The organism is Mesorhizobium atlanticum (assembly GCF_003289965.1).
In the GTDB taxonomy this organism is placed as follows: Bacteria; Pseudomonadota; Alphaproteobacteria; order Rhizobiales; family Rhizobiaceae; genus Mesorhizobium; species Mesorhizobium atlanticum.
In genome coordinates this window covers 189,188-212,784 of sequence record NZ_QMBQ01000008.1, presented here as the reverse complement: position 1 = coordinate 212,784, position 23,597 = coordinate 189,188, and the positions used below count along the sequence as shown (strand labels likewise).

Annotated in this window: 26 protein-coding genes; 7 read left to right on the top strand and 19 right to left on the bottom strand. The window is 63.8% G+C overall.

Features of this window, described 5'->3' with window-relative positions:
* Entirely contained in the window at positions 1 to 438 is a 438-nt protein-coding gene (locus DPM35_RS25375) for a transcriptional regulator GutM (RefSeq protein ID WP_112129942.1), read from the bottom strand.
* A gap of 189 nt (positions 439 to 627) precedes the next feature.
* On the opposite strand from DPM35_RS25375, the gene DPM35_RS25370 reads away from it, so the two are divergent.
* Together DPM35_RS25370 and DPM35_RS25365 are read left to right on the top strand one after the other, a co-directional pair.
* Positions 628 to 1,269, top strand: coding sequence for a hypothetical protein (locus DPM35_RS25370; protein ID WP_112129941.1), 642 nt, complete (start codon positions 628 to 630; stop codon positions 1,267 to 1,269).
* Positions 1,270 to 1,374: 105 nt separating this feature from the next.
* Positions 1,375 to 2,031 (top strand): HAD family hydrolase, encoded by a 657-nt coding sequence (locus DPM35_RS25365; protein WP_425373416.1) that lies wholly within the window; start codon positions 1,375 to 1,377, stop codon positions 2,029 to 2,031.
* A gap of 1 nt (position 2,032) precedes the next feature.
* Here DPM35_RS25365 and DPM35_RS25360 read toward each other — a convergent pair whose 3' ends face one another.
* From DPM35_RS25360 to DPM35_RS25330, 7 genes are all read right to left on the bottom strand, one after another.
* Entirely contained in the window at positions 2,033 to 3,199 is a 1,167-nt protein-coding gene (locus tag DPM35_RS25360; RefSeq protein ID WP_112130034.1) for a DUF930 domain-containing protein, read from the bottom strand.
* 136 nt (positions 3,200 to 3,335) lie between these two features.
* Positions 3,336 to 4,715, bottom strand: a complete 1,380-nt coding sequence (locus DPM35_RS25355) for a pyruvate dehydrogenase complex dihydrolipoamide acetyltransferase (RefSeq protein WP_112129939.1) — start codon at positions 4,713 to 4,715, stop codon at positions 3,336 to 3,338.
* A gap of 3 nt (positions 4,716 to 4,718) precedes the next feature.
* Positions 4,719 to 5,717, bottom strand: a complete 999-nt coding sequence (locus DPM35_RS25350) for an alpha-ketoacid dehydrogenase subunit beta (protein WP_112129938.1) — start codon at positions 5,715 to 5,717, stop codon at positions 4,719 to 4,721.
* Complete coding sequence (locus tag DPM35_RS25345; protein ID WP_112129937.1) at positions 5,717 to 6,745, bottom strand: thiamine pyrophosphate-dependent dehydrogenase E1 component subunit alpha; 1,029 nt, start codon at positions 6,743 to 6,745, stop codon at positions 5,717 to 5,719. The genes DPM35_RS25350 and DPM35_RS25345 overlap by 1 nt, the downstream gene beginning before the upstream one ends.
* 2 nt (positions 6,746 to 6,747) lie before the next feature.
* Positions 6,748 to 8,076, bottom strand: coding sequence for an NAD(P)H-dependent oxidoreductase (locus tag DPM35_RS25340; protein ID WP_112129936.1), 1,329 nt, complete (start codon positions 8,074 to 8,076; stop codon positions 6,748 to 6,750).
* Positions 8,077 to 8,321: 245 nt separating this feature from the next.
* Positions 8,322 to 8,780 carry a YbaK/EbsC family protein gene (locus tag DPM35_RS25335; RefSeq protein ID WP_112129935.1) on the bottom strand — a complete coding sequence of 153 codons (459 nt, stop codon included), beginning with the start codon at positions 8,778 to 8,780 and terminating at the stop codon, positions 8,322 to 8,324.
* 152 nt (positions 8,781 to 8,932) lie between these two features.
* Positions 8,933 to 9,199 (bottom strand): helix-turn-helix domain-containing protein, encoded by a 267-nt coding sequence (locus DPM35_RS25330; protein ID WP_112129934.1) that lies wholly within the window; start codon positions 9,197 to 9,199, stop codon positions 8,933 to 8,935.
* A 558-nt stretch (positions 9,200 to 9,757) separates the two neighbouring features.
* On the opposite strand from DPM35_RS25330, the gene DPM35_RS25325 reads away from it, so the two are divergent.
* Together DPM35_RS25325 and DPM35_RS25320 are read left to right on the top strand one after the other, a co-directional pair.
* Complete coding sequence (locus DPM35_RS25325; protein ID WP_181592144.1) at positions 9,758 to 9,970, top strand: hypothetical protein; 213 nt, start codon at positions 9,758 to 9,760, stop codon at positions 9,968 to 9,970.
* Positions 9,971 to 10,085: 115 nt separating this feature from the next.
* Complete coding sequence (locus DPM35_RS25320) at positions 10,086 to 11,075, top strand: ATP-grasp fold amidoligase family protein (RefSeq protein ID WP_181592133.1); 990 nt, start codon at positions 10,086 to 10,088, stop codon at positions 11,073 to 11,075.
* A gap of 87 nt (positions 11,076 to 11,162) precedes the next feature.
* Here DPM35_RS25320 and DPM35_RS25315 read toward each other — a convergent pair whose 3' ends face one another.
* The 7 genes from DPM35_RS25315 to DPM35_RS25285 all read right to left on the bottom strand — a co-directional run bounded on the left by DPM35_RS25315 (position 11,163) and on the right by DPM35_RS25285 (position 15,945).
* Positions 11,163 to 11,465 (bottom strand): glycine zipper domain-containing protein, encoded by a 303-nt coding sequence (locus DPM35_RS25315; RefSeq protein ID WP_112129932.1) that lies wholly within the window; start codon positions 11,463 to 11,465, stop codon positions 11,163 to 11,165.
* Positions 11,466 to 11,559: 94 nt separating this feature from the next.
* Entirely contained in the window at positions 11,560 to 12,099 is a 540-nt protein-coding gene (locus tag DPM35_RS25310) for a MerR family transcriptional regulator (protein WP_042640150.1), read from the bottom strand.
* 132 nt (positions 12,100 to 12,231) lie between these two features.
* Entirely contained in the window at positions 12,232 to 12,555 is a 324-nt protein-coding gene (locus DPM35_RS25305; protein ID WP_040983242.1) for an integration host factor subunit alpha, read from the bottom strand.
* Between the two features lie 105 nt (positions 12,556 to 12,660).
* On the bottom strand, positions 12,661 to 13,632 hold the full coding sequence (locus DPM35_RS25300; RefSeq protein WP_112129931.1) for a beta-ketoacyl-ACP synthase III: 972 nt from the start codon (positions 13,630 to 13,632) through the stop codon (positions 12,661 to 12,663).
* 9 nt (positions 13,633 to 13,641) lie between these two features.
* Positions 13,642 to 14,712 carry a phosphate acyltransferase PlsX gene (plsX, locus tag DPM35_RS25295; RefSeq protein ID WP_112129930.1) on the bottom strand — a complete coding sequence of 357 codons (1,071 nt, stop codon included), beginning with the start codon at positions 14,710 to 14,712 and terminating at the stop codon, positions 13,642 to 13,644.
* 130 nt (positions 14,713 to 14,842) lie between these two features.
* Entirely contained in the window at positions 14,843 to 15,391 is a 549-nt protein-coding gene (locus tag DPM35_RS25290) for a YceD family protein (RefSeq protein ID WP_112130032.1), read from the bottom strand.
* Between the two features lie 11 nt (positions 15,392 to 15,402).
* The gene (locus DPM35_RS25285) at positions 15,403 to 15,945 is read right to left on the bottom strand and encodes a ubiquinol-cytochrome C chaperone family protein (protein ID WP_112129929.1); all 543 of its coding nucleotides are present in this window, start codon (positions 15,943 to 15,945) and stop codon (positions 15,403 to 15,405) included.
* 117 nt (positions 15,946 to 16,062) lie between these two features.
* Between DPM35_RS25285 and DPM35_RS25280 the strand changes: the two genes are divergently transcribed.
* The 3 genes from DPM35_RS25280 (at position 16,063) to DPM35_RS25270 (ending at position 18,253) form a co-directional block, all read left to right on the top strand.
* Positions 16,063 to 16,584, top strand: coding sequence for an outer membrane protein assembly factor BamE (locus tag DPM35_RS25280; RefSeq protein WP_112129928.1), 522 nt, complete (start codon positions 16,063 to 16,065; stop codon positions 16,582 to 16,584).
* A 132-nt stretch (positions 16,585 to 16,716) separates the two neighbouring features.
* A complete protein-coding gene (locus DPM35_RS25275) occupies positions 16,717 to 17,262 on the top strand; it encodes a dTDP-4-dehydrorhamnose 3,5-epimerase family protein (protein WP_245431635.1) in 546 nt (181 codons plus the stop codon).
* Between the two features lies 1 nt (position 17,263).
* Positions 17,264 to 18,253 carry a glycosyltransferase family 2 protein gene (locus DPM35_RS25270; protein ID WP_112129927.1) on the top strand — a complete coding sequence of 330 codons (990 nt, stop codon included), beginning with the start codon at positions 17,264 to 17,266 and terminating at the stop codon, positions 18,251 to 18,253.
* A gap of 97 nt (positions 18,254 to 18,350) precedes the next feature.
* Here the strand turns inward: DPM35_RS25270 and DPM35_RS25265 are convergent, their stop codons facing one another.
* The 4 genes from DPM35_RS25265 to DPM35_RS25250 form a co-directional block, all read right to left on the bottom strand.
* Positions 18,351 to 20,492, bottom strand: a complete 2,142-nt coding sequence (locus DPM35_RS25265; protein ID WP_112129926.1) for a sodium-translocating pyrophosphatase — start codon at positions 20,490 to 20,492, stop codon at positions 18,351 to 18,353.
* Positions 20,493 to 20,741: 249 nt separating this feature from the next.
* A complete protein-coding gene (locus tag DPM35_RS25260; RefSeq protein WP_112129925.1) occupies positions 20,742 to 21,491 on the bottom strand; it encodes an ABC transporter permease in 750 nt (249 codons plus the stop codon).
* Positions 21,488 to 22,426, bottom strand: coding sequence for an ABC transporter ATP-binding protein (locus tag DPM35_RS25255; RefSeq protein ID WP_112129924.1), 939 nt, complete (start codon positions 22,424 to 22,426; stop codon positions 21,488 to 21,490). Before DPM35_RS25255 ends, DPM35_RS25260 begins: the two co-directional genes overlap by 4 nt.
* On the bottom strand, positions 22,423 to 23,589 hold the full coding sequence (locus tag DPM35_RS25250; protein WP_112130030.1) for an ABC transporter permease: 1,167 nt from the start codon (positions 23,587 to 23,589) through the stop codon (positions 22,423 to 22,425). Before DPM35_RS25250 ends, DPM35_RS25255 begins: the two co-directional genes overlap by 4 nt.
* Positions 23,590 to 23,597: the final 8 nt, after the last annotated feature.

Genomic DNA, 23,597 nt, shown 5'->3' with positions numbered 1-23,597 from the left:
TTAAGCCCTTGCTACGTTCAAGCCGGCCAAGCCCGGCTTTTTCCCCGGCTCCGACCGCGCGCGGTCGATCTGCTCGATCGCCCGTTTCACGGCCTCGGCCACACCGGGTTCCCCCTCCCCCATGATCGCAGGGTTGGACCGGAGTCGATCGAGGGGGATGCCCTCGAATTCTTCATGTCGCTTGAACTTGGTCAGCACCGAACGGCCGCTCATGACCATCATGCGGCGCACGATGAGATCCGGCGTTACGACGATGAGCGCGATGGTGCCCTTGGCGAGGCGACCGCGGAAATTGCCGGCGCCGATGAAGCCGTCCTTGTATTGGCTGGTGACGCCTTTGAAGACATCGGAATAGTGCCGCATCTGCAGCCAGACGCCCAACGATTGCAGCGCCCAGACAACAAACAGCAGAAGCAGCGCCCACTGCCAGATCGCCATTTCGGTCTCCTCCCGAGTCTCTTTCTCCGGCACATACTGAACGGAGCAGAGATGACCCGAAAGTGAGAACATTTGTTTCCTCGAATGTCAACATGTATTATATTTGTGGCCATAACGCTCCACAGGCGACCGGTCGATTTCGGCATCGGCGGCGCCTGTGCTAGCCTGTCGTCAAACGGGATATGAGACATGGATCTGCCTTTCAGGCATGAACTCGCGCTTATGCCGGACCTTCGCCACCGGCTGCGGCAGCTGCGCTGGTTTCGCGCCACCTTCCGCAGCAGCGCGAAGGTGGTGTCGGAGACGTTCGGCGTGCGCTTCGAGATCGACGAGGCGAAGCTGACGCGCGCCTTTCTCGACTGGATCGAGGTCATGGAAGCGCAGAAGCGATTCGCTGACGTGGACCGCGCGGACTTCATCGTCTTCGCCGCCGGACTGGTGCTGCGCGAGCTGATCCGGCAGGCGCCGGCGCGGGAGGTCTCAGGTCTGAAGGAAATGATCGAGACCGATGCCAATGCCGGCACGGCGGAGATCGTGCGCTTCTGGCCGGAGGGTTTCCTCTATACCAACTACTGCGTGTCGGCGATCCTGGCCGTGCATGAGCAGGAATTCGGCACGGCGCCCAGCATCGACAAATGCGCCGACGACCTGCGCACCTGGTGGTCCTACCGCGAGAACGCGACGGAAATGCCCGCCTATGCCGTGGCCTTCCTCGACCGCTTTCTCGGCGCCGAGCCCAACTGGATCACGCCCGATCGCGCCCAGTCGCGCCAGGCTATGCAGCGCGCGCTAGGATCCTCGCCGGTCAGCGAGGCGCTGCGTCAGCTTTGAGAGCTGGACACGGAACCACCCACTATTGAACATCTGACTTTTTATCGATAGCGATGTGCACATTGGCACAGGAGCTGGGAGAGGCGCGTGGCGCAAGCTAGACTGATGATTTTCGACTGCGACGGCGTTCTCGTCGACAGCGAGCCGCTGGCCGCCAGGGCCTATGAGCGCGTTTACGAGAAGCACGGAATGCCCGGCGTCCATGGCGGCATCATCGCCCAATGCATCGGCATGAAGCAGGCGGACATCATCGCAAAAATCAAGGAGCTGACCGGCCACCAGTTCCCGCCCGCCGCCGACGGCGACATCTGGGCCGAGACCAAGCTGCTCTTCACCGAGGAGCTGAAGCCGACGCCGGGAATCGTGCCTTTCCTCGGCGCGCTAGCCGGAGACCGCTGCGTTGCCTCGTCATCCTCGGTCGAACGCATCGACCACAGCCTGTCGGTGACAGGACTGTCACGCTTCTTCGGCGAGGCGATCTTTTCCTCTTCGATGGTAAAGAACGGCAAGCCGGCGCCCGACATCTTCCTCTATGCCGCCGACAAAATGGGCGCGAAGCCGTCCGACTGCATCGTGGTCGAGGATTCGCCGTTCGGCGTCCAGGGCGCGGTCGCTGCCGGCATGATCGCGATCGGCTATACCGGCGGCGGTCACACCTATTCCGAGCACGGCGCACGGCTGAAGGCCGCCGGCGCCGATTTTGTCTGCGCAGATTGGCACGAAGTCGGCCGGCAATTGGCCGAGCTCGGTGTGCCGGCCTAATCTAGCGGAGACTGGGGAAGCGACGCCGGGTCCAGTCACCGGGCGGCACCAATCCCCCCACGCGGAAGTTGAAGGACAGGACCCGCGTCGCATCGGCGTCGACCTCGCAGCGGAAGCTCAGATCATACCATTGGGTTGTCGTGCTGAAGGCGGCCTGCGGTGGGTTGAGAACATTGCCCTGTTTCAGGGGAATTGTCGGCAGCCATTTCGGCGCGTAATCGGCACTTTGCAATTCCTGGTTCAGGACGTTGGCGCAAAGATTGGCTATGCGCTGATCGCGCGGCACGTTCTCCATCGAGCTTGTGGCCAGCGCGTTGCCGGTCGCACCCGGCGAGTAAAGCTTTCTGACGCCCGGCAGGCCCGAATAGATCGGCGATCCCGCAACCTCGCTGTCGGCGGAGTTTGACCTTCCCAGGTTCGCGCTTGGTGCTCTCAAAGCTCTTGCGGATTTGAACTTCATCGCCTTGGAGGGTTTAGGTTTTACCTTTTCGGCCGGCGCAGGCTTGTCGCCGGCCTCGGCCGTCGATGGCTTTGGCGCTTCGGCCGCAGGCTTTTCGGCGGTTTGCGGAGCTGCCTCCTGCTTATCCTGCTGCTGTTTGTCAGTGTCCTCTGTCGCCTGCTTCTCCTCGCTTTGCGCGGGTTTTTCCTCCGGCGCGGCGGTTGCCGGTTTCTCTTGCGCCTTATTGGTGCCCGCCTGCTGCTCTGGCGTTACAGGCGGAGCGGGCTGGCTGGGCGCGCGCTGCGATACGACAGGCGGCTTAGTGGGCTGATCCTGGACCGGCGACGAGGCGTTGGCCGGCGCACTGCCGCCATCGGGAGATTTCTCCGGTCCGGTATCCTTCTCGCCATATTGGAAAACGCGCTTCAGAACCGGGATGTCCTGCGGTTTCGGCGGCTGCGGAGGCGGTGGCTTCTGCACGGGCTGCTCAGGCGGCTTCTCGGCCTTCTTTTCAGGCGTCGGCTCCGGCGGCTTTGGCGCAGACTTCGGCTTGGGCTGATCGGGCGGCGGCACGATCGCGACGTTGACCGGCTGCTCCTGTTGGTCCGGCTGTTGCTCGGGCCTCGGCAGGCCATAGAACAGGAATGCTGCGATCAGGGCATGCAGGAACAGCGATGCGGCCAAGGCCCATCGCCAATTCCGAAACCATTCCCGCATCTTGCCGTTCATTGCGCCCGATGTGGAACGAAACAGCGGCGGCTTCAAGCACCGGGCCTGGATTCCTGCGAGCTGCCGGCCTGACAAGTCGGTGATCGCAGGGCCCGTGGCGTAAGAGCAAGCCGGATCAAGGACCTGCGGGGATGACTTACACCAGCATGCTCATCGGGTTCTCGATCATGCGCTTGAAGGCGCCGAGCAACTCGGCGCCGAGCGCGCCGTCGACCGCGCGGTGATCGGTCGAGAGCGTCACCGACATGACGGTGGCTATCTTGATCTCGCCCTTCTTGACCACGGCCCGCTCCTCGCCCGCGCCGACCGCCAGGATCGTGGCATGCGGCGGGTTGATGACGGCGGCAAAGTCCTTGATGCCGAACATGCCGAGATTCGACACCGCCGTGGTTCCGCCCTGATATTCTTCCGGCTTCAGCTTGCGGCTGCGGGCGCGGCTTGCCAGGTCCTTCATCTCGTTGGAGATGACCGACAGCGTCTTTTCATCCGCATGGCGAATGATCGGGGTGATCAGGCCGCCTGGGATCGACACCGCGACGCCGACATCGGCGTGCTTGTGCTTGACCATGGCGTTCTCGGTCCAGGATGCGTTCGCGTCCGGCACCGCCATCAGCGCCATCGCCATGGCCTTGATCACCATGTCGTTGACCGAAAGCTTGTAGGCGGGAACCTCGCCCTTGTCGGTCTTCCTCATCGGAGCCGCGGCATTGAGCTGCGTGCGCAACGCCAAGAGCGCATCGAGCTCGCAATCCAGCGTCAGATAGAAATGCGGGATGGTGGATTTCGCCTCGACCAGGCGGCGCGCGATGGTCTTGCGCATGTTGTCGTGCGGCACCAGCTCGTAGGAGCCTTCGGCGAACAGCTTCAACACCTGGTCGTCCGACATCGGCTTTGGCGCGGGCGCCGAAGCGGACGGGAGTTCGGCCGGGCTTGGCGATGCGATCTCGGCGACCAGTTGAGCAGGAGCGGCGGCCTTCGCCGCAACTGCGGCCTCGACGTCGGCACGCACAACACGGCCGCGCGGACCGCTGCCATGTATTTCGGCTATCTTAAGACCGGCTTCACGAGCCAAGCGGCGCGCCAGCGGCGTTGCGCGCTCGCCTTGCGATTGGCCAATCTCCCCCCTTGTGGGGGAGATGCCCGGCAGGGCAGCGGGGGGCGCGAAGGAATGAGAGGCTGGCGGGACAGCGCCCCCCTCTGCCGGCTTCGCCGACATCTCCCCCACAAGCGGGGAGATTGGAGCCTTGTTCTGCGTCGTCTCTGCCGAATACACCTCGTCGTCGGCATAGATCCAGGCGACGGGCTCACCGACAGGAATGTGGACGCGCTCCTTGCCTGTGACGTTGCGCAGCGTGCCGCTGGCCGGCGCGTCGATCTCCATCGCCGCCTTGTCGGTCTCGATCTCGAAGAGCACATCGCCCTTCTTGACCTTGGCGCCCTCCTCGGCGAACCAGCGCGAGATCTGGCCGGTCGCCATGTCCATGTCGACCTTGGGAAGAATGACTTCTGTCGGCATCGCTCAGCGGACCCCTTTCACGAGGTCGCGCGCGGCGGCGATGATGTCGGGGACCTGCGGCACCGTCGCCTTTTCAAGATCCGGATTGTAGGGGATCGGCGTCTCGGCGCCGCCGAGGCGCACGATCGGCGCATCGAGATAGTCGAAGGCCTCGCTTTCAGCGACCAGCGCGCTCACCTCGGCGCCGATGCCTAGCGTCTTCACCGCCTCGTAGACGCAGAGCAGGCGCGAGGTTTTCTTCACGCTGTCGATGACAGTCTGCCGGTCGATCGGCCGGATCGTGCGCAGATCGACCACCTCGATGTCGATGCCCTCGCCTTCCAGCGCCGCGGCGGCGTCGAGCGCCTTCTGCACCATGATCGATGTCGCGACGATGGTGAGGTCGCGGCCCTCGCGGCGGATCTCGGCCTTGCCGATCGGCACGGTGTAGTGGCCTTCCGGCACATGTCCCTTCATCTTGTAGAGCAGCTTGTGCTCGAAGATCATGACCGGATCCGGATCGGCAACGGCGGCAAGCAGCATGCCCTTGGCATCGTGCGGCGTCGCCGGCTGGATGACCTTGAGGCCAGGCACATGGCCGAGCCAGGCTTCCAGGCTCTGGCTGTGCTGGGCGGCGGCGCCTGTGCCGGAGCCGGCGGGGAAACGCATCACCACCGGCACCGAAACCTCGCCGCCGAGCATGAAGCGCATCTTGGCCGCCTGATTGACGATCTGCTCCATGGCGAGCGCGGCGAAATCCGAGAACTGGAACTCGAAGATCGGCCGCATGCCTGTGACGGCCGCGCCCACCGCGACACCCGCGCCGCCCAGTTCGGAGATCGGCGTGTCGATCACCCGGTCGGTGCCGTAGCGCTCGACCAGATCGCCGGTCACCTGGAAGGCGCCGCCATAGACGCCGATATCCTCGCCCATCAGGAAGACGCGCTCGTCCATGTCCATGGCGATGGCCATGGCTTCCTGGATCGCCTGGGCGTAGCTCAGTTCACGCACCACGGCGTCCATCACGCTTGCTCCGTGTAAACATAGTTCTCAAGGGTGGCGATCTCGGGAGCCGGGCTCGCCTTGGCAAACTCGATGCCGTCGGCGATCTCCTTGGCGACCGCGTCGCGGATCGCCTGGATGCCCTGGTCGTCGATGAAGCCGAAATCGCGCAGTTCCGTCTCGAACAGCGTGATCGGATCGCGGTTCGCCATCCAATCGTCGATCTCTTCCTTGGTGCGGTAGCGGTTGCGGTCGCTCTTGGAATGGCCGCGGTGGCGGTAGGTCTTGGACTCGATCAGGGTCGGCCCCTCGCCCGCGCGCGCCCGCTCGACCGCCTTGAAGGACGCCTCGGCGACCTCCGAGAAGATGTTGCCGTTTACGATCACGCCGGGCATGGAATAGGCGGCCGCGCGCTCGGCGATGTTCTTCACCGCGGTAGAACGCGCCGTCGAGGTCGACATGCCGTAGCCGTTGTTCTCGCACACGAAGATCACCGGCAGCTTCCAGATCGCCGCCATGTTCAGCGCCTCGTGGAAGGCGCCTTCATTGTTGGCGCCGTCGCCGAAGAAGGAGACGACCACCTTGCCGGTCTTTATCATCTTGGATGAAAGCGCGGCGCCCACGGCGATCGGAATGCCGCCGGCAACGATGCCGTTAGCGCCGAGATTGCCCTTGGCGACATCGGCGATATGCATGGAACCGCCCCTGCCCTTGCAGTAGCCGGTGGTCTTGCCGAAGAACTCCGCGAACATGCGGCTGACCTCGGCGCCCTTGGCGATGCAATGGCCATGGCCGCGATGCGTCGAGGTGATCTGGTCATCCTCGGCGAGCGGCATGCAGATGCCCATGGCGCTCGCTTCCTGGCCGATCGACAGGTGCATGGTGCCGTGGATGAGGCCGCGCATGTAGCACTCTTCCGCGCCCTCTTCGAAGCGGCGGATGAGGTACATCTTGTGAAGCACGTGTCTGAGCTGCTCGGGGCGGTACTGACGATAGACGAAGGGTAGGTTGGCCCGGCTATCCGCGACGGCTTTGCTGGCTCCGGCCATGATCACGCCTCTACGGTCCCGTAAACGAGCTTGTCCTGGCGGGCGCGCAGCTCGGCGATCTTCGAGCCCGGCGCGGGCGCCGCATTGGCATAGGTGATAAGCTCGCCCTTCTTGATGGGCGCGGTGACCGAGCCACCCTGCAGCAGGCCGCAGGGAATCGCGCGCGCCGCATGGGCTTCCGGAGCCGTCATGATCCAGGCGCGATAGCAATACTCGCCGATGGCATCGAGGTTGTCGCCGGGCTTCAGATCCTTCTTGGCGACGGCGCAGACCTCGGCGACCGGCTTTGCCAGCGGCACCATGTCGGCCTTGCCGTAGAGCACGACGCGGGCGCAGGTGAGCGGCACCTCCAGCGAGGTCAGGTGATAGGGGCGGTGGAAGGTGAAGTACGGGCCCTTGCCCATCTTCAGGTCTTCCATGCGCTCCGAGATGCGCGGATGCGACATGTCGGCCACGACGAAGACGCCCGGCGCGACGCCCTTGCCGATCGAATAGTCGACGACGCCGACCTTCGACAGCACGCCGCCGTCCTTCTCAGGCACCAGCACCTTCGACAATTCGCCGAGCGTGGCCGATGGACCGTGCATGCCGGGCTTGTCGGGAACCAGCCCGGTCGCGTTGGCGATCGCCGCCATCTCGACCATGGTCTTCGAACCATCGACGAATTCGACCAGCATGCGCACATTCATATGCCGGCGCTTCGCCTCCTCCTCGTAATCCGGAGGCGTGGCGTCGATGTTGAGCGGGTTGTTCTTCCCCTTGCCGGCGGCAACGATCGGATGGCCCATGGCTGAGACGAACTCGATCAGTTCCATGCAGGAAGACGGCTCGTCGCCGGCGCCCAGAGAATAGGTGACGCCGAGCCGGTCGGCCTCGGCCTTGAGATAGGCGCCGATGGTGACGTCGGCCTCGACATTCATCATCACAAGGTGCTTGCCGTGCTCCATGGCGCGCAGGCCGATCTCGGCGCCCACGGCCGGAACGCCGGTCGCGTCGATCACGACGTCGATGAGCTCGTTGCCGATGACAAGGCTGGAATCGTTGGTGACGGCGATCTTGCCCGCCTCCATGGCAGCGGTCATGGCCGAGGCGTTCGACACTTCCCGTGCGTGTCCGGTTTCCTGGAACGCGATATCGACGGCCTTGCTGGCCGCCGGAAGGTTGAGCTCGGAAATGGCGCCGATCTCGATGCCGGACATGTGGGCGACGCGAGTAACGATGTCGGTTCCCATTTCGCCGGAGCCGATGAGGCCGACGCGGATAGGCTTGCCGGACTTGCCGCGTTCATCGAGATCCCGGGCAAGGCCCGTCAACGAAATATTGGAAGCCATGCCGCTTATTCCTCCCATATCGCATGCTGTTTGGTCGCTTGACGGGTATTGAACATATGTATTTCTGTCAAGACTAATGTCCAATCTTTGACCGTTAGTCGACGCTTTTCGGATTGGTCGAGGCGCGGCAGCGAAAGGCATGGACAATGAGCGCCGCCATCAAACCGAATGCGAGCGAGCGCCCGCGGCCGAATGCCGGCCTAGGCCGTTCGACGGACCGCAAGAAGATATCTAGGCGTTAATTGTTACTGGCAAACGTCGATCCATATGGCGCCGACCAGGTCGGCCATGCGCTGCGGTGCAATGCGCACCGCGGCATTGGTGGCGCCGGCAGCGGGGACGACCTCGTCGAAGGCCTTGAGCGACAGATCGCAATAGACGGGAAGCGGTGCCGGCAGGCCGAACGGACAGACGCCGCCCGGCGGATGGCTGGTGGCTGCCAGCACTTCTTCGCCGCCCAACATGCGCGGCTTGCCGCCCATCCTGTCCTTGAATTTGCGATTGTCGAGCCTGGCGACGCCGCTGGTGACGACCAGCATGGTCTCTTCGCCCACACGCAGGCAGATCGTCTTGGCGATCTGCGCCGGCGTCACGCCATGGGCTTCCGCCGCCAGCGCCACGGTTGCCGAACTGGCCTCGGTGACGATGACTTCGATGTCGGGCGCATGCCGCGCAAAGAAGGCGCGAACCGATTCCAAGCTCATGGTGAACCCCTCGTCAGGTCTGTCGGATAGCAGCGGTCGGCGATTCGCATGGCGCAACCATTGTTGGCAAGAGCCAGCGCTCTCGTCTTTCAGGCATTAAAAAGCCCGCCGGGCGAAACCTCGGCGGGCTCGAATGGACGCTTTTCGTGCCTCTACTGATGCGTGGGCCGATTTTCGGCTGCCGGCACTGTGATCAATTCCTCTTCCGGCATCTGCAGCGCGGAAGCGATGCGCCGAAGCTTGGCGGGATCGACGTCCTTGCCGTCTTCGATGTCGACGATCTCGCCCACGGCCAGACCGCAGGTCAAAGAGAGTTCCTCGATCGTGTATCCCCTCGTTTCGCGAGCGGCCTTCAGAGGATTGAGGCCGGGCGCGGCAATGATGTCGTTGGAAACAGCGTTTCGTGCGGTGTTGGGCATGGCAACTCCTTGGGATGAAACAGGGTCTGATGAAATGGTGTTGCCTGAGACGGGCGGGAGAATGCTCGTTAACGAATGATTTGCCAAGAGCACCGATGCGGCGTCACGCCATCGTGAAGCGGCGTCCAGTCGAATGCCACAGGCCCTTTAGATGTAAGAAAGCGCGGCGCTCAATCAAGTTCTTTTGAAGGTCCCGCGACCGGATGCGCCGGCATTTTCGACGCCTCGGTTCGTTAGCTTGAAGCTGGGCGCCGCGGTGTTCGTCAACGCCGAGCGAGGCGGCGACGGCAAGCTTGTCGCGAACAAGGGTCGTGGTCGAGAATCAGGGCATTGCGCCGCCCATGTGAAACCGAGTGGCTGCACGCTAGGGATTGCCGCGGCCCTTGCACGTTGAACCGGGCCTGCGGCGCATAGCCTTCTCAGAAACAATCCAGAAACAAAAATCTACACTCGGGAAAAGTTGTCGAAAAAAACCAGGAGGATAGTCCTTGTTGCGAGGCTTGGGTCACGGATTTGATCCGAGATTCCCGGAACGCCCGCTTAACAAGGAGACGTGTCATGAAGAAGTCCCTTCTCTCAGCGCTCGGGCTGGCTCTGGCTCTGGCTCTGGCGTTCACTGTGCCGGTCCTGGGCGTCACCAGCGCTGATGCGGCTCCAATGAAGAAGCATCATCATCGTCATCACCACAGGCATCATCGCTGGCATCACCGTTGGCATCACCACCACCATCACCATCATCACCACAAAAAGGTCGCTCCGAAGAAGTACTGACCTTTTCGCTTCTGCCGATGGGCAGGCCTCCGCTTGTTACGCGGTCCGGCCTCCCCATCGGAATTTTTCTGCGTTAGCATCCGGTGATGCCGCACCGTGCTCCCGAATGTGTCTGATGGAGATCAGCGCCGACCTTCCGGCCAGACACCGCCTGGTGCTGATGGCCGCTCGAATCGTGCTGACCCTTCGCCACCCGGTCCTCGTTGCCCGCTTCGCCATGAGACTTGGCTATCTGCCGAACCCGGCCGCCCCGACGCGCTACAACGAGCTGATGTTGTGGCGGAAGATCATCGACCATAATCCGCTGTTCGTAACGCTGACCGACAAGCTAGCGGCAAAGGCTCATATCCGCGCCACCTGTCCTGGGTTGCTGCTTGCCGAAACGCTGTGGTCCGGCCGGAATCCGGAAGACATACCGGCGGAACTGCTTGCGGGCCAGGTCGTGGTCAAGACCAACCACGGCTGCGAGATGAACATCTTCGTTTCCGGTGGCCGGCCCGCGCGCGCGGAGATCATGCGCAAGACAAAGCGGTGGCTCAAGAAACGCTTCGGACGACGCAACGGCGAATGGGCTTATTGGGCTATCACCCCCACCGTTCTTGTCGAGGAGCAGCTGACACTCGGCGGCGGTATGATCGCCACCGACATCAAGGTTCATGTCTGCAGCGGCGTCATCAGTCATGTCTGGGCCGAGGACAAGCTCGCCGCGCGCTCGCACCTGTTCGACGGCGAGGGCCGTCCGTTACCCGGACGCGATCCCGACTATCCGCGGGAGGACCAATCCCTGCCCGTCAGCCCCGCCCTGCTCGACTTTGTCCGGCAGGCGATAGCGCTGGCGCCGCGTATCACCGGCGACCTCGATCATGCCAGGGTTGATTTCCTGGTGACGGACAAGGGCCTCCATGCCGGCGAGATATGCATCTATTCCGCTGCCGGCTACGGCACCTGGACCAACCCTGCGATCGCTGAGCGGCTGGAACGGTTTTGGCGGCTTGAAGACGCGGCCTATCTCAAGCGACGGCATCGCGGGATAAGCCGCCTCTATGCCCAGGCGTTGCGTGCCAGATGCGCGCTGCGCGCAACACAAAAACAAATGCGCGCCTGACTGACCGCGTGCAGCCGAATGAAACGGAAACGGAAATAGCGGCCGTCGAGGACGGCCGCTATTTCCGTTCACAGCTCGTTGAACCGATCAGCGCCGGCTGATCAAAAGGCCAGCAAGCAATCCGACCACGACAAGGCCGACGGCGGCGGCCGTCGCTGGATGGTCGCGCGCCGTTCGTTCGATTGCCCTGCGCCTGCGCCTTATCGCCGGCAGCGCCTCGTGAAGGCGGTCATATAGCTGAGAATAATAATCGGACGCCGCCTCGCGGCCATCCTCGTAATAGGCGTCACCACGCCTGGCCAAGACCTTCTTTAGGTCGTTCAATTGCCGCGAAAGCGCCGCGACCTGTTTGTCGATGTCGAGGTCGGAGAGGGTCGAGAACGATGCCATGCCAATTGTCCTTCTCTTCGAGAAGGCCTAACGCACGGACGACGGGCCAGTTCCGGCGGCCCGACCGCGCGGCATCAAGTGGAATGATGACCGTTCAACGAACCTGGTCGAGCAGGCGTTTGCATTCCAGCAAGTCGAACAGCGCCTCCTGCAGCAAGGCGCGATTGTCACGCGACAACTTTGAAGCGTCTGGTTGCACCGGACCTTCGTCGTCGCTTTTGCCGAGGCCGAAGAAACGGCGACTGGGCTTCACTTTCGGCTGGCCGACGAGCGCATCCTCGTCGCCGCGCGGCTGCGCGGCCGCCGTCAGCGGCACCTGCTCGGCCTGACGGCGCTGGGCGATCGCCTCTACGGCGGCCATGTCGCCATTGCCGATGGCGACCAGAAAGTGGTTGCCGTTCTCGCGCAGCAGCTTCTGCACGCCTTTGATCGTGTAGCCCTGATCGTAGAGCATGTGCCGGATGCCCTTGATCAGCTCGACGTCCTGCGGCCGGTAGTAGCGACGGCCGCCGCCGCGCTTCATCGGCTTGATCTGAGTGAAGCGTGTCTCCCAGAAACGCAGCACGTGCTGCGGCAGGTCGAGATCTTCCGCGACTTCGCTGATGGTGCGGAAAGCATCGGGGCTCTTGTCCATGGGCCAATCCTCCACACTGGACCACGATCCGGCGCATGATGCCGAATCGCTCCTTATTTCAGCGATTTATGAAACGATATTCAAGCCCAGCGTCAAAACGGCCGGCGGTTTTCAACCGCATTCGCCAGCAAACTACTTGCCGCCTTTACCCTTGCTGTTCTGGTGCGAACGCAGGATCCGGTTCTTGAGCACGTTCGACGATTTGAACGTCATAACCCGGCGCGGCAGGATCGGCACTTCCTCCCCGGTCTTGGGATTGCGGCCAATGCGCTCGTTCTTGGAGCGGACGTGGAAGGTGGCAAAGGACGAAAGCTTGACCGTCTCGCCCCGAACGATGGCTTCGCAGATTTCGTCCAGCACGGCTTCGACGAGTTCCGCCGATTCAGTCCGCGACAGGCCAACCTTCCGATAAACGGCTTCAGCAAGGTCGGCACGCGTCAGTGTCTTTCCCCCCATGCGACCGTCCCATCTGCTCGCAGAAAATGTAAATCGATACAGCCAAAGGCAGAGCCTAAGTAATTGATCCGGCAAGGTCAAGGACCGAACCGGCGAGTTCGGCACTTACCAGCGGAGCAATACCGCGCCCCAGGTGAAGCCTCCACCCATCGCCTCGAGAAGCACCAGATCGCCCCTCTTGATGCGGCCGTCGGCGACGGCCACCGAGAGAGCCAGCGGCACCGAAGCAGCCGAGGTGTTACCGTGTAAATCGACGGTGACCACAACTTTCTCCTCGGCTATCCCGAGCTTCCTGGCGGAAGCGTCAATAATCCGTTTATTGGCCTGATGCGGCACGAACCAGTCGAGGTCCTGCGCCGTTATGCCAGCCTCGCCGAAGGTCGCCTCGATGACATCCGTGATCATGCCGACGGCATGCTTGAACACCTCACGGCCTTCCATCCTGAGATGGCCGACGGTTCCCGTCGTCGAAGGCCCGCCATCGACGAAGAGCTTGTCCTTATGTGCGCCATCGGAGCGCAGGCTCGCCGCCAGCACGCCGCGGTCGGTGATCGCACCGGCGCCCTCCTGGGCTTCGAGAACGAGCGCCCCGGCGCCGTCGCCGAATAGCACGCAGGTCGAGCGGTCGTTCCAGTCGAGGATGCGCGAGAATGTCTCCGAGCCGATCACCAGGACGCGCCTGGCCAAGCCGCCACGGATGTAAAGGTCGGCGGTGGCCACGGCATAGACGAAGCCCGAGCAGACGGCCTGCATGTCGAAGGCAAAGCCGTGATGCATGCCGAGCCTGTTCTGGATCTCGACGGCGGTCGCGGGGAACGTGTTGTTGGGCGTCGAAGTCGCCAGGATGATGAGGTCGATATCGGCGGGCGTCATGCCAGCGCTGTCGAGCGCCGCGCGCGCCGCCGCCTCGCCCAGCGAGGCGGTCGTCTCGTCATCGGCCGCGACATGGCGCTGGCGGATGCCGGTGCGCTGCACGATCCACTCGTCGGAGGTTTCGACCATGCCTTCGAAGTCGGCATTCTTCATAGTGCGGCGGGGCAGCGCGGCACCATTGCCGCGCACGACTGATCTGATCAAGGTCCGTTCCTATTCCTCGGCGTCGGCGGCGACGCCGGATTTCCTGTTTGCCTGGGCGTTCGGATTGCGCGCGTGAAACAGATCGAGGTCGGCCTCGATCCGGTCAAGCAGATTGTTGCGCACCATGTCGTAGCCGAGCTCGATCGCCGCGGCGAAGCCATCCGAATCGGCGCCGCCATGGCTCTTCACCACGATACCGTTCAAGCCCAGAAAGACGCCGCCATTGGAGCGGCCGACATCCATCTTCTCACGCAGCCGGTCGAAGGCTCCCTTGGCGAAGACGTAGCCGATCCTGGCCATGAGCGTGCGGCTCATGGCGGCGCGAAGATAGCCAGCGATCTGCCTTGCCGTGCCCTCGGCGGTCTTGAGCGCGATATTGCCGGCAAAGCCCTCGGTGACCACCACGTCGACCGTACCCTTGCCGATGTCGTCGCCTTCGACGAAGCCGCGGTAGTTCATCGAGGCCATGTTGGCCTCGCGCAGCATGCGGCCGGCCTCCTTGACCTCTTCCTGGCCCTTGATCTCCTCGACGCCGACATTGAGCAGGCCGACGCTCGGCCGCTCGATGCCGAACACCGAGCGCGCCATGCCGGTGCCCAGAATGGCGAAATCGATCAGCTGATGTGCGTCCGCGCCGATGGTGGCGCCGACATCGAGCACGACGCTTTCGCCGCGCGTCGTCGGCCAGAGCGCCGCGATCGCCGGGCGGTCGATGGTGGCCATCGTGCGCAGGCAGAATTTCGACATCGCCATCAGCGCGCCGGTGTTGCCGGCCGAGATGCAGGCCTGTGAAGCACCGCTCTTCACCGCCTCGACGGCCTTCCACATCGACGACTTCCAGCGGCCGTGGCGGAGTGCCTGGCTCGGCTTGTCGTCCATACGCACGGCGATCTCGCAATGGACGAACTCGCTGACTTCGGCGAGCTTCGGAAACTTGGCGAGCTCGGGACGCACCACGTCCTCGCGGCCATAGATGACGAAGCGGATGTCAGGGCGGCGGATGACGACCGTCATCAGCGCCGGGATGACCACGCTCGGTCCGTGATCGCCGCCCATGGCATCGATGGAAATCCTGATCACTCGGTGTTTTTCTCACGGTTTGCCTGGCTTGCGGCGGACGCCTGCCAAGGTAAGGGGGCTCGCGAAGGTTCGGCGAAAATAGCGGTTTTGCGCCTGCGCACAACCAACTTTTCCAAAATCCGGACCACTCTCAGGATTTTCCAAGCAGCGAACGCAGCTTTTTCTGGAATTCGCTTTCTTCCGGTGGATCGTCGCCGGCCACGTCAAGCGAGGCTCCCGGCTTGCGCGGATAGGGGTCGATCGCCAGGCCGAAGAACTGTTCGGCCAGCGCGCCGACGTCGATCGTGTCGCCGGAGAATGTTTCCGGACTGTCCGGTCCATCGGCGTCGAGAATGATCTCGCCGCCGCCCTCGAAGCCCTCGCGTCCAAGCTTCGACTGCTCGGGCAGGAACAGCGCCTCGACCGGCTCGTCTATATGCGCGCTTACCGGCTCCAGGGTGACGATGCAGGCCTGCGTGATGTCGGCCTCGACACGGCCCGTAACCTTGACACCGTTGCGCTTCCACGAAGCAACAAGCAGTTCGGCGCGGTAGCTTTCGACGGAAAGCAGATCATATTCGGCGGCAAGCGCCTCTCGCTGGCGCTGATCCGCCTCGACCAGCACGGGCAGGCCCTTCTGCGGCAGCCGCGCGACATTGGCGACAAAGGATACCGGGCTGCGCAATTCAGCGTCTTTCATGCTGGCCTCCTTCAAGTGGCCTCGGCGGCCGGGAACGCGACCGTGCCGGCGGCGATCGACTCGGTCGGCTGCACGGCGAGCTTCCGGCTGGCATCGCAGACATAATCCGCCAGCAGCGACGCCTGCGGCCAGGGGCCAGCGTCCGGCCTGACATTGCGGGCAAGCGCCGCCGCGAGCGCCACCCGATTGTTTTCCCGGAGGGCTTCATCATAGGCGGCCGTGCGGCCGTAAAACATTCTCGCCAGCTTCTTCATGCGCTTGGGCACGCCGACATCGCTGATTCCAAGTTCGCGCAGCGAATGATCGACGTCGAGGAAGAACTCGTCGATCAGCACTTGCGCAACCTCGGCCGCCACGCCTTGCTCGCCGTGCAACCGGTGCTGGACGAGATAGATATGCAGCGACAGCATCTCGAAGCGGCCGAGCGGCGTATCCGGCACATTCCAGTCCGAATAAAACACCGTTTGCCGCGCCGCCGCCACGATTTGTGCGTAGAGCGCGTCGGTGATAGCGCGGTTGGCATTGCGTTCGCGGCCAAAAAGGCGCTGGAACATTGAGGGCGGTCTCCCGGGGACCTGTTGTTTGATTTGGCCTTGTTGCATCGGCATGCAAGCTGGTTTACCGGTTTTGCGGCCCAGCGCAAGTTGCGGGGATGTGATGGAGAATTGTTGTTGGGTGCGCTGAAATTCAAGTCGTTTCTTGCGCCCGCCCCGGTGGGCGTGGCCTCACTGCTGATGGTGGCATCAGCGCTTTCCGCCTGCAATTCGTCCAAGATGTTCGGCGATCTCCATCCAAGCGAGACGCTGACGAAAGGCTACGTGATCGACCAGCAGGCAATCGATTCGGTGCCGGTCGGATCGAGCCGTGAACAGGTGCTGCTGGCGCTGGGCACGCCGTCGACGACGGCGACCTTCGACAACGAGGCCTTCTACTACATCTCGCAGACGCGCAAGCGCTACGTCGCCTTCGACAACCCGCACATCATCGACCAGCATGTGCTGGCGGTCTATTTCGGGGCTGACGGTCGCGTGACCCAGATCGCCAATTACGGCCTGAAGGACGGCAAGATCTTCGACTTCATCTCCAGGACGACACCGACTGGCGGCAAGGACCAGAACTTCCTCAGCCAGGTCATCAACGGCGCCAGCAAGCTGGCACCCGGTGTCCCCGGCGGTGGCGGCGGCACGCCTTAAGTCTATCGACGGCAGCAGAACAATCAGCACCGGCCGGCGCGCCGGCGGGTTTTGTTCACGCGCGGCCAAGACGCATACTTGCTTATATTCGGACGTCCCCCTATCAATTTGCCGGGAATTGGGGGACCGGTCATGAGCAACAGCGATCGTACTGTGCCGCAAGGCTGGATGGCGACAGGCACGCCCGACCGGCAGACCGTGACACCTGACTGGCTCGTCGTCGATGCGCCGACAATCGACGGCGTCGCGCTCAAGGAAATCCGGCCTGTCGCGACTTCGACCGGCTACCTCACTGAAGTCTTTCGCGAAGAATGGAACCTCGACGGACTTCCCGTCGGACAGGTGTTTCAGCGCTCGCTTTATCCGGGCGCGGTGACGGGATGGCACGCCCATGGCGTCACAACCGACCGGCTTTTTTGCGCGGCAGGCAGCGTTCGGATCTCGCTGTTCGACGGTCGCAAGGCCTCCCCGACATTCGGCACGGTCTGGCACAAGATCGCCGGAGCCGTCAGGCCCGCCATCGTCGTCATCCCGCCCGGCGTCTGGCACGGTGTCGTCGCGCTCGGACCGGACATTGCTATGGTGCTCAATCTGGTCGACAAGGCATACGCGTATGACGCGCCCGATCATTGGCGGCTACCGCCCGATACCGAACAGATCCCCTACAAGCTGGCATAGCGTGGAACAGGCCGGCCAGCGCGCGCCAACAGGGCGGATCGAACCACTTGTCTCGGTCGTCATCGCGACGCACAACCGCCCGGCGGTCCTGCGCCAGACGTTGAAGAGCCTAATCGGTCAGACCCTGCAGGACTGGGAAGCCATCGTCGTCGGCGACGCGTGCCGGCCGGAGACGCCGGCAATTGTCGCCGCCTTCGATGACTGCCGCATCTCCTACATCGATCTTCCCGTGAATTTCGGCGAGCAATCAGGGCCGAACAACATCGGCTTCGCCAGGGCTCGCGGCCGCTTCGTCGCGATCTTGAATCATGACGACCTCTGGTTTCCCGATCATCTGGCGTCGATGAGCGGCTGGATAGACGCCACCGCTGCAGATGTGGTGATCGCGCGGGGCGCGGTCATCGAGTCGTCCGCGAGCAAGGGTTCCAGGCATATGATCCTCGGAATGGGGCGGGACGGCTTCTATGACCCAGTGACCACGGTCGGATTTGGCTCCGCGCAAATGATCCGCCGGACGTCGCTGCCAAGGCTTGGGCCTTGGCGCCCGGCCAGCCAATGCGTTTGCGAGAGTTCCCAGGACTGGCTGTTCCGTGCCTGGCGCAAGGGTGCGGTGATCTCGACGATGCCGCATCTGACCGTGCTCATGCTGCATTCGGGCAAGCGCGAAGGCAGCTATGCGCGCGATACGGCGCAGGAGCAGGAAGAACTGATGGACGCGATGAGTTCGCCGGACGCTCTGCGCGCCGCGATTCTCGGCAACGCCGAGGAGCCTGCTCCCCTCAAACGCTCCCGCTACCTCAAACGCAGGGTTCTGGCGATGCTTGGCATACATCCGCGGGCGCGTTCCTTCCGCCGCCAACATCGCCGGGGCGCCTTCATTGCCATGCTGCGCCAGACACGCGGCTTACCGCCAATGCCCGAGCGGGAACCGGACATCGACGCGTTGCTGGCCCGCTATCGCCATGGCAGCGAAAGGCCGGAAGCCGACTGAGTGCCCCCGCCGGGAAGGCGGCACGCATGGTGTCATGCGAAAAAACAAAGCCCGCGGGATCGCTCCCGCGGGCTTTGTCCTGGAATTGCCGCCGCGATCAGCCGTGCGCGAGCACGGCGAGAAGAAGCAGTGCGACGATGTTGGTGATCTTGATCGCCGGATTGACGGCCGGGCCGGCGGTGTCCTTGTAGGGATCGCCGACGGTGTCGCCGGTGACCGAGGCCTTGTGCGCGTCGGAGCCCTTCAGGTGCTTGACGCCGTCCTTGTCGGTGAAACCGTCCTCGAACGACTTCTTGGCGTTGTCCCAGGCGCCGCCGCCGGAGGTCATCGAGATGGCGACGAAGAGGCCGTTGACGATGACGCCGAGCAGCGAGGCGCCGAGCGCCGCGAAGGCCGAGGCCTTCGAGCCCGAGATCAGCAGCACGCCGAAATAGACGACGAGCGGCGCCAACACCGGCAGCAGCGACGGGACGATCATTTCCCGGATCGCCGCCCTGGTCAGGATGTCCACGGCGCGCGCATAGTTCGGCTTCGAGGTGCCGGCCATGATGCCCTTGTCCTCGCGGAACTGCTTGCGCACTTCTTCCACGATCGAGCCCGCGGCGCGACCGACGGCGGTCATCGCGATGCCGCCGAACAGGTAGGGGATCAAGCCGCCGAAGATCAGGCCGGCGACGACGTAGGGGTTGGAGAGGTCGAAGGAGACGTCGCCCATGCCCTGGAAGTAGGGATACTTGTCGCCGTTGGCGGCAAAGAACCTGAGGTCGTTCGAATAGGCCGCGAACAGCACCAGCGCGCCGAGGCCGGCCGAGCCGATGGCATAGCCCTTGGTGACCGCCTTGGTGGTGTTGCCGACAGCGTCGAGCGCGTCGGTGGAGTGGCGCACCTCCTTGGGCAGACCAGACATTTCGGCAATGCCGCCGGCATTGTCGGTGACCGGGCCGAAGGCGTCGAGCGCCACGATCATGCCGGCCAAGCCAAGCATGGTGGTGACGGCGATCGCCGTGCCGAACAGGCCGCCGAGCTGGTAGGTGGCGATGATGCCGCCGACGATGACGATGGCCGGCAGCGCCGTCGATTCCAGCGAGACCGCAAGGCCCTGGATGACATTGGTGCCGTGGCCGGTCACCGAAGCCTGGGCGATGGAGTTCACCGGGCGCTTGTTGGTGCCGGTGTAGTATTCGGTGATCACCACGATCAAACCGGTTACCAGGAGGCCGATCAGGCCGCAGATGAACAGGTTCTTGCCGATGATGGCGATGCCGGCAACGGTGCCGACCTCGCCCCAGCCAACCGTAGCGGAGGTCGCGGCGGCAAGACCGACGATCGACAGCAGGCCGGTGACGATCAGGCCCTTGTAGAGAGCGCCCATGATCGAGCCGTTGGAACCGAGCTTGACGAAGAAGGTGCCGACGATCGAGGTCAGGATGCAGGCGCCGCAAATGGCGAGCGGGTAGAGCATGGCCGCGCCCAGCGCGGCCGTGCCGCCGAAGAAGATGGCGGCCAGAACCATGGTGGCAACGACGGTCACCGCGTAGGTCTCGAACAGGTCGGCGGCCATGCCCGCGCAGTCGCCGACATTGTCGCCGACATTGTCGGCGATGGTGGCCGGATTGCGTGGATCGTCTTCGGGAATACCGGCCTCGACCTTGCCGACGAGGTCGCCGCCGACATCCGCACCCTTGGTGAAGATACCGCCGCCGAGACGGGCGAAGATCGAGATCAGCGAAGCACCAAAGCCGAGCGATACCAGCGAGTCGATGACGATGCGGTCATTCGGCTGCAGGCCCATCGGGCCGGTCAGGATGGCGTAGTAGATCGAGACGCCGAGCAGCGCCAGCCCCGCGACCAGCAGGCCGGTGATGGCGCCAGATTTGAACGCGATGTCGAGGCCGGCGGCGAGGCTGTTCGAGGCGGCCTGCGCGGTTCGCACATTGGCGCGTACCGAAACATGCATGCCGATGAAGCCGGCGGCGCCCGAAAGCACGGCGCCGATCAGGAAGCCGATCGCGGAGGTGATCGAGAGCAGCCACCAGGCAAGGAAGAGCACGACGATGCCGACCACGGCGATTGTGGTGTACTGGCGCGCCAGATAGGCCTGGGCACCCTCGCGGATGGCCGCGGATATTTCCTGCATGCGCTGATTGCCCTGATCGGACGCAAGGACCGAACGTGTCGCCCAGATGGCGTAAAGGACTGACAGCAAGCCGCAGGCGATGACGGCGGTAATGATGGTCATTGCCGGATTTTCCTCGATTGTTGGCCCAAAAGAACCCCTCCCTGGGCCGTTGGAATGAGATGGATGCCGCGCACGGATTCCACCCGTTGGTTGGGGTGTATGCGAAACAGGGCTTGGAACGTCAAGATATTGTTCGGTTTTTGCCCGGCTTTCGCCCAAAAGAAGAAGGCGGGAATTGTTGTGCCAGCGCGGGCCTGGAATTAGATCGATTGAAATGACGCTGCGGCACCTTCGCCAATCCGCAGAGCGTTATTCCGCTCCCTGCCCCATGCGCCGCGCGGCGAAGCGTTCGATCGCCGACAGCCCATCATAGATCAGCACCGCAAGCGCGGCGACGATCAGGCCGCCCTGCAGCACGAAGGCAGGGTTGTTCGAGATCAAGCCGGCGATGATCACCTCGCCGAGCGTCTTGGCTGCAACCGTCGAGCCGATCGTCGCGGTGGCGAGGCTGATGACGACCGAGAGCCGGATGCCGCCCAGAATGACTGGGGCGCTGAGCGGCAACTCGACCTTCATCAGCCTTTGCCAGCCGGTCATGCCGGCGCCGCGCGCCGCTTCCATCACGTTGCCCGGCAGCGTGGTGAGCGCCGTCAGCGCATTCTCGAAGATCGGCAGCAGGCCGTAAAGAAAGAGCGCGATCAGCGTCGGCTTCTCGCCGAAACCGACGGCCGGTACCGCAAGCGCCAGCACGGCTACCGGCGGGAAGGTCTGGCCGATATTGACCAGGCTGCGCGACAGGGGCAGGAACTCGACGCCTGCCGGCCTGGTGACCAGGATGGCTAAAGCCACCGCGACGATCGTTGCCGCAACCGTTGCGACCAAGACAGTCCGCAGATGCTGCAAGGTCAGCGTCAGCAGGCTGCCCTGGTTGTAGATCGCTGGCGCGCCATTCTCGGTCAGCGGTTTCAACAGCGGCTCAAACCAGCTGGGGCTGGTGATGAAAACCACCAGCAGTAGCAGAACGGCCAGCCTCAGCAGCGCGGGCAGCCAGGCTTTCATTGCGGCCTCGCCGCGCGTTTCACCAGGCCCTCCACAGTGACACGGCCGAGCAGCTTGCCGTCAGCATCTTTCACCGGCAGAGCGGGGCGTCCGGACCACAGGAGCTCAGCCAGCGCGTCGCGCTGCGTGGCCCCACCGGGGATCGCATCGCCTTCCGCGCCGCCCGGCTCCACGGCATCGCGCACGGGCCCAAGCGACAGCAGCCGGAACGGCCTTTCGCTGGCGCCGACCAATGTCTCGACGAAGCCGCTCGCCGGCCTGGCCAGAATTTCCGCCGGTTTTGCGTATTGCACCAGCTTGCCGGCATCCATGACGGCGATCTTGTCGCCCAGATGCACAGCCTCTTCCATGTCGTGGGTGACAAGAATGATGGTGGTGCCGAAGCGCTTCTGGATCGCAAGCAGATCCTCCTGCGCCTTGGTGCGGATGATCGGGTCCAGCGCGCCGAAGGGCTCGTCCATCAAAAGCACGTTCGGCTCGGCGGCCAGGGCGCGGGCGACGCCGACACGCTGCTGCTGGCCGCCGGAAAGCTCGTGCGGGTAGCGCGGCCCGTAGGCCTGCGGGTCGAGCTGGTAGAGCGTCATCAACTCGTCGACGCGTGCCTTGATGCGGTCTCGGCCCCAACCAAGCAGCAAAGGCACGGTGGCGATGTTCTGCGCCACCGTGCGGTGTGGAAACAGGCCGTGGCCCTGGATGGCGTAGCCGATGCTACGGCGCAACTGATAGGCGGGCACCGAGCGGTTGTCGGCGCCGTCGAGCTTGATGACACCGGAGGTCGGCTCGACAAGCCGGTTGATCATCCGGAGCAGCGTTGTCTTGCCGGATCCCGATGTGCCGACGATGACGGCAATGGTGCGCGGTTCGATGACCATCGAAACATCGTCGACCACCGTCGTGTCGTCATAGCGCTTGGTGATGCCTTCGATCTCGATCATGCTGTTTCAACTACCCTGCGCTTGGTGGCAGTCATCTCGATGACCGCGTCGAGGATGATGGCCGCCGCAAAGGCCAGCGCCACGGTGGGTAGCGCGCCGAGCAGCACCAGATCCATCGCCGTCTGGCCGACGCCCTGGAAAACGAACACGCCGAAGCCGCCGCCGCCGATCAGCGCCGCGATGGTGGCGAGGCCGATATTCTGCACCAGCACGATACGGATGCCGGTCAGGATCACCGGAAAGGCGAGCGGGAACTCGACGTCGAGCAGGCGCTGGCGGTCGGTCATGCCCATGCCGCGCGCGGCGTCGTTGGCCGCGCGCGGCACGCCAGCCAGCCCGACAACGGTGTTGGCCACCACCGGCAGCAGCGAATAGAGGAAGAGCGCGACGAAGGCAGGCGCGGTGCCGATGCCTCTGATGCCGACCGCTGCAGCGCCCGGCACATGGACGGCGACCCAGCCTAGCGGCGCGATCAGCAGGCCGAACAGCGCGATCGAGGGAATGGTCTGGATGATGTTGAGCACATTGAGCACCCCTGCCCGCAGCTTCTCGACGCGATGGCAAAGGACGCCGAGCGGTATGCCGACGATCACCGCGCCGGCAAGCGAACCAAGCGCCAGCGTGACGTGCTTGGACGCCTCTGCCCAGAAACTGTCGGCGCGGCTGGCATATTCCTTGAGGATGGAGAGGCTGTCCCAGCTTCCCGAGACAAGCAGCACGGCAATGGCGAGCGTGGCAAGCACGAGCACGCCAACGCGCGCCCAGGGTGACAGGTTCAGCCTGGTCAGCACGTCGGCAAGCAGCAGGGTGAAGGCAAAGATCAGCAGCCAGAAGCCCGAGGCCGGCGCAACACGGGCGAAGGTGTTGCCGGCCGGCGTCAGGAAACCGCCGGCAACGCCGATGAGGACCGCAAGCGCGATCAGCGCGGCCACGCTGGCCGCCAACCTGAGAATGAGTGGCGTCCTGAGCAGTGCAACGATGGCGGCGGCGATCACGATCGCCAGCAACAATATGCCAAGCGTCGGCGGCAGCGCTTCGAGGATCGGGCGCGCCTGGCCCGGCACGATGCGGTTGGCGCGGAACGTGGCAAAGGGCGCGGCCAAGGCAGCGTAGGCGACGATCGCGGCGATCACGACGCCGAGCTTGTCGAAGCGGATGATCACGATCGCCC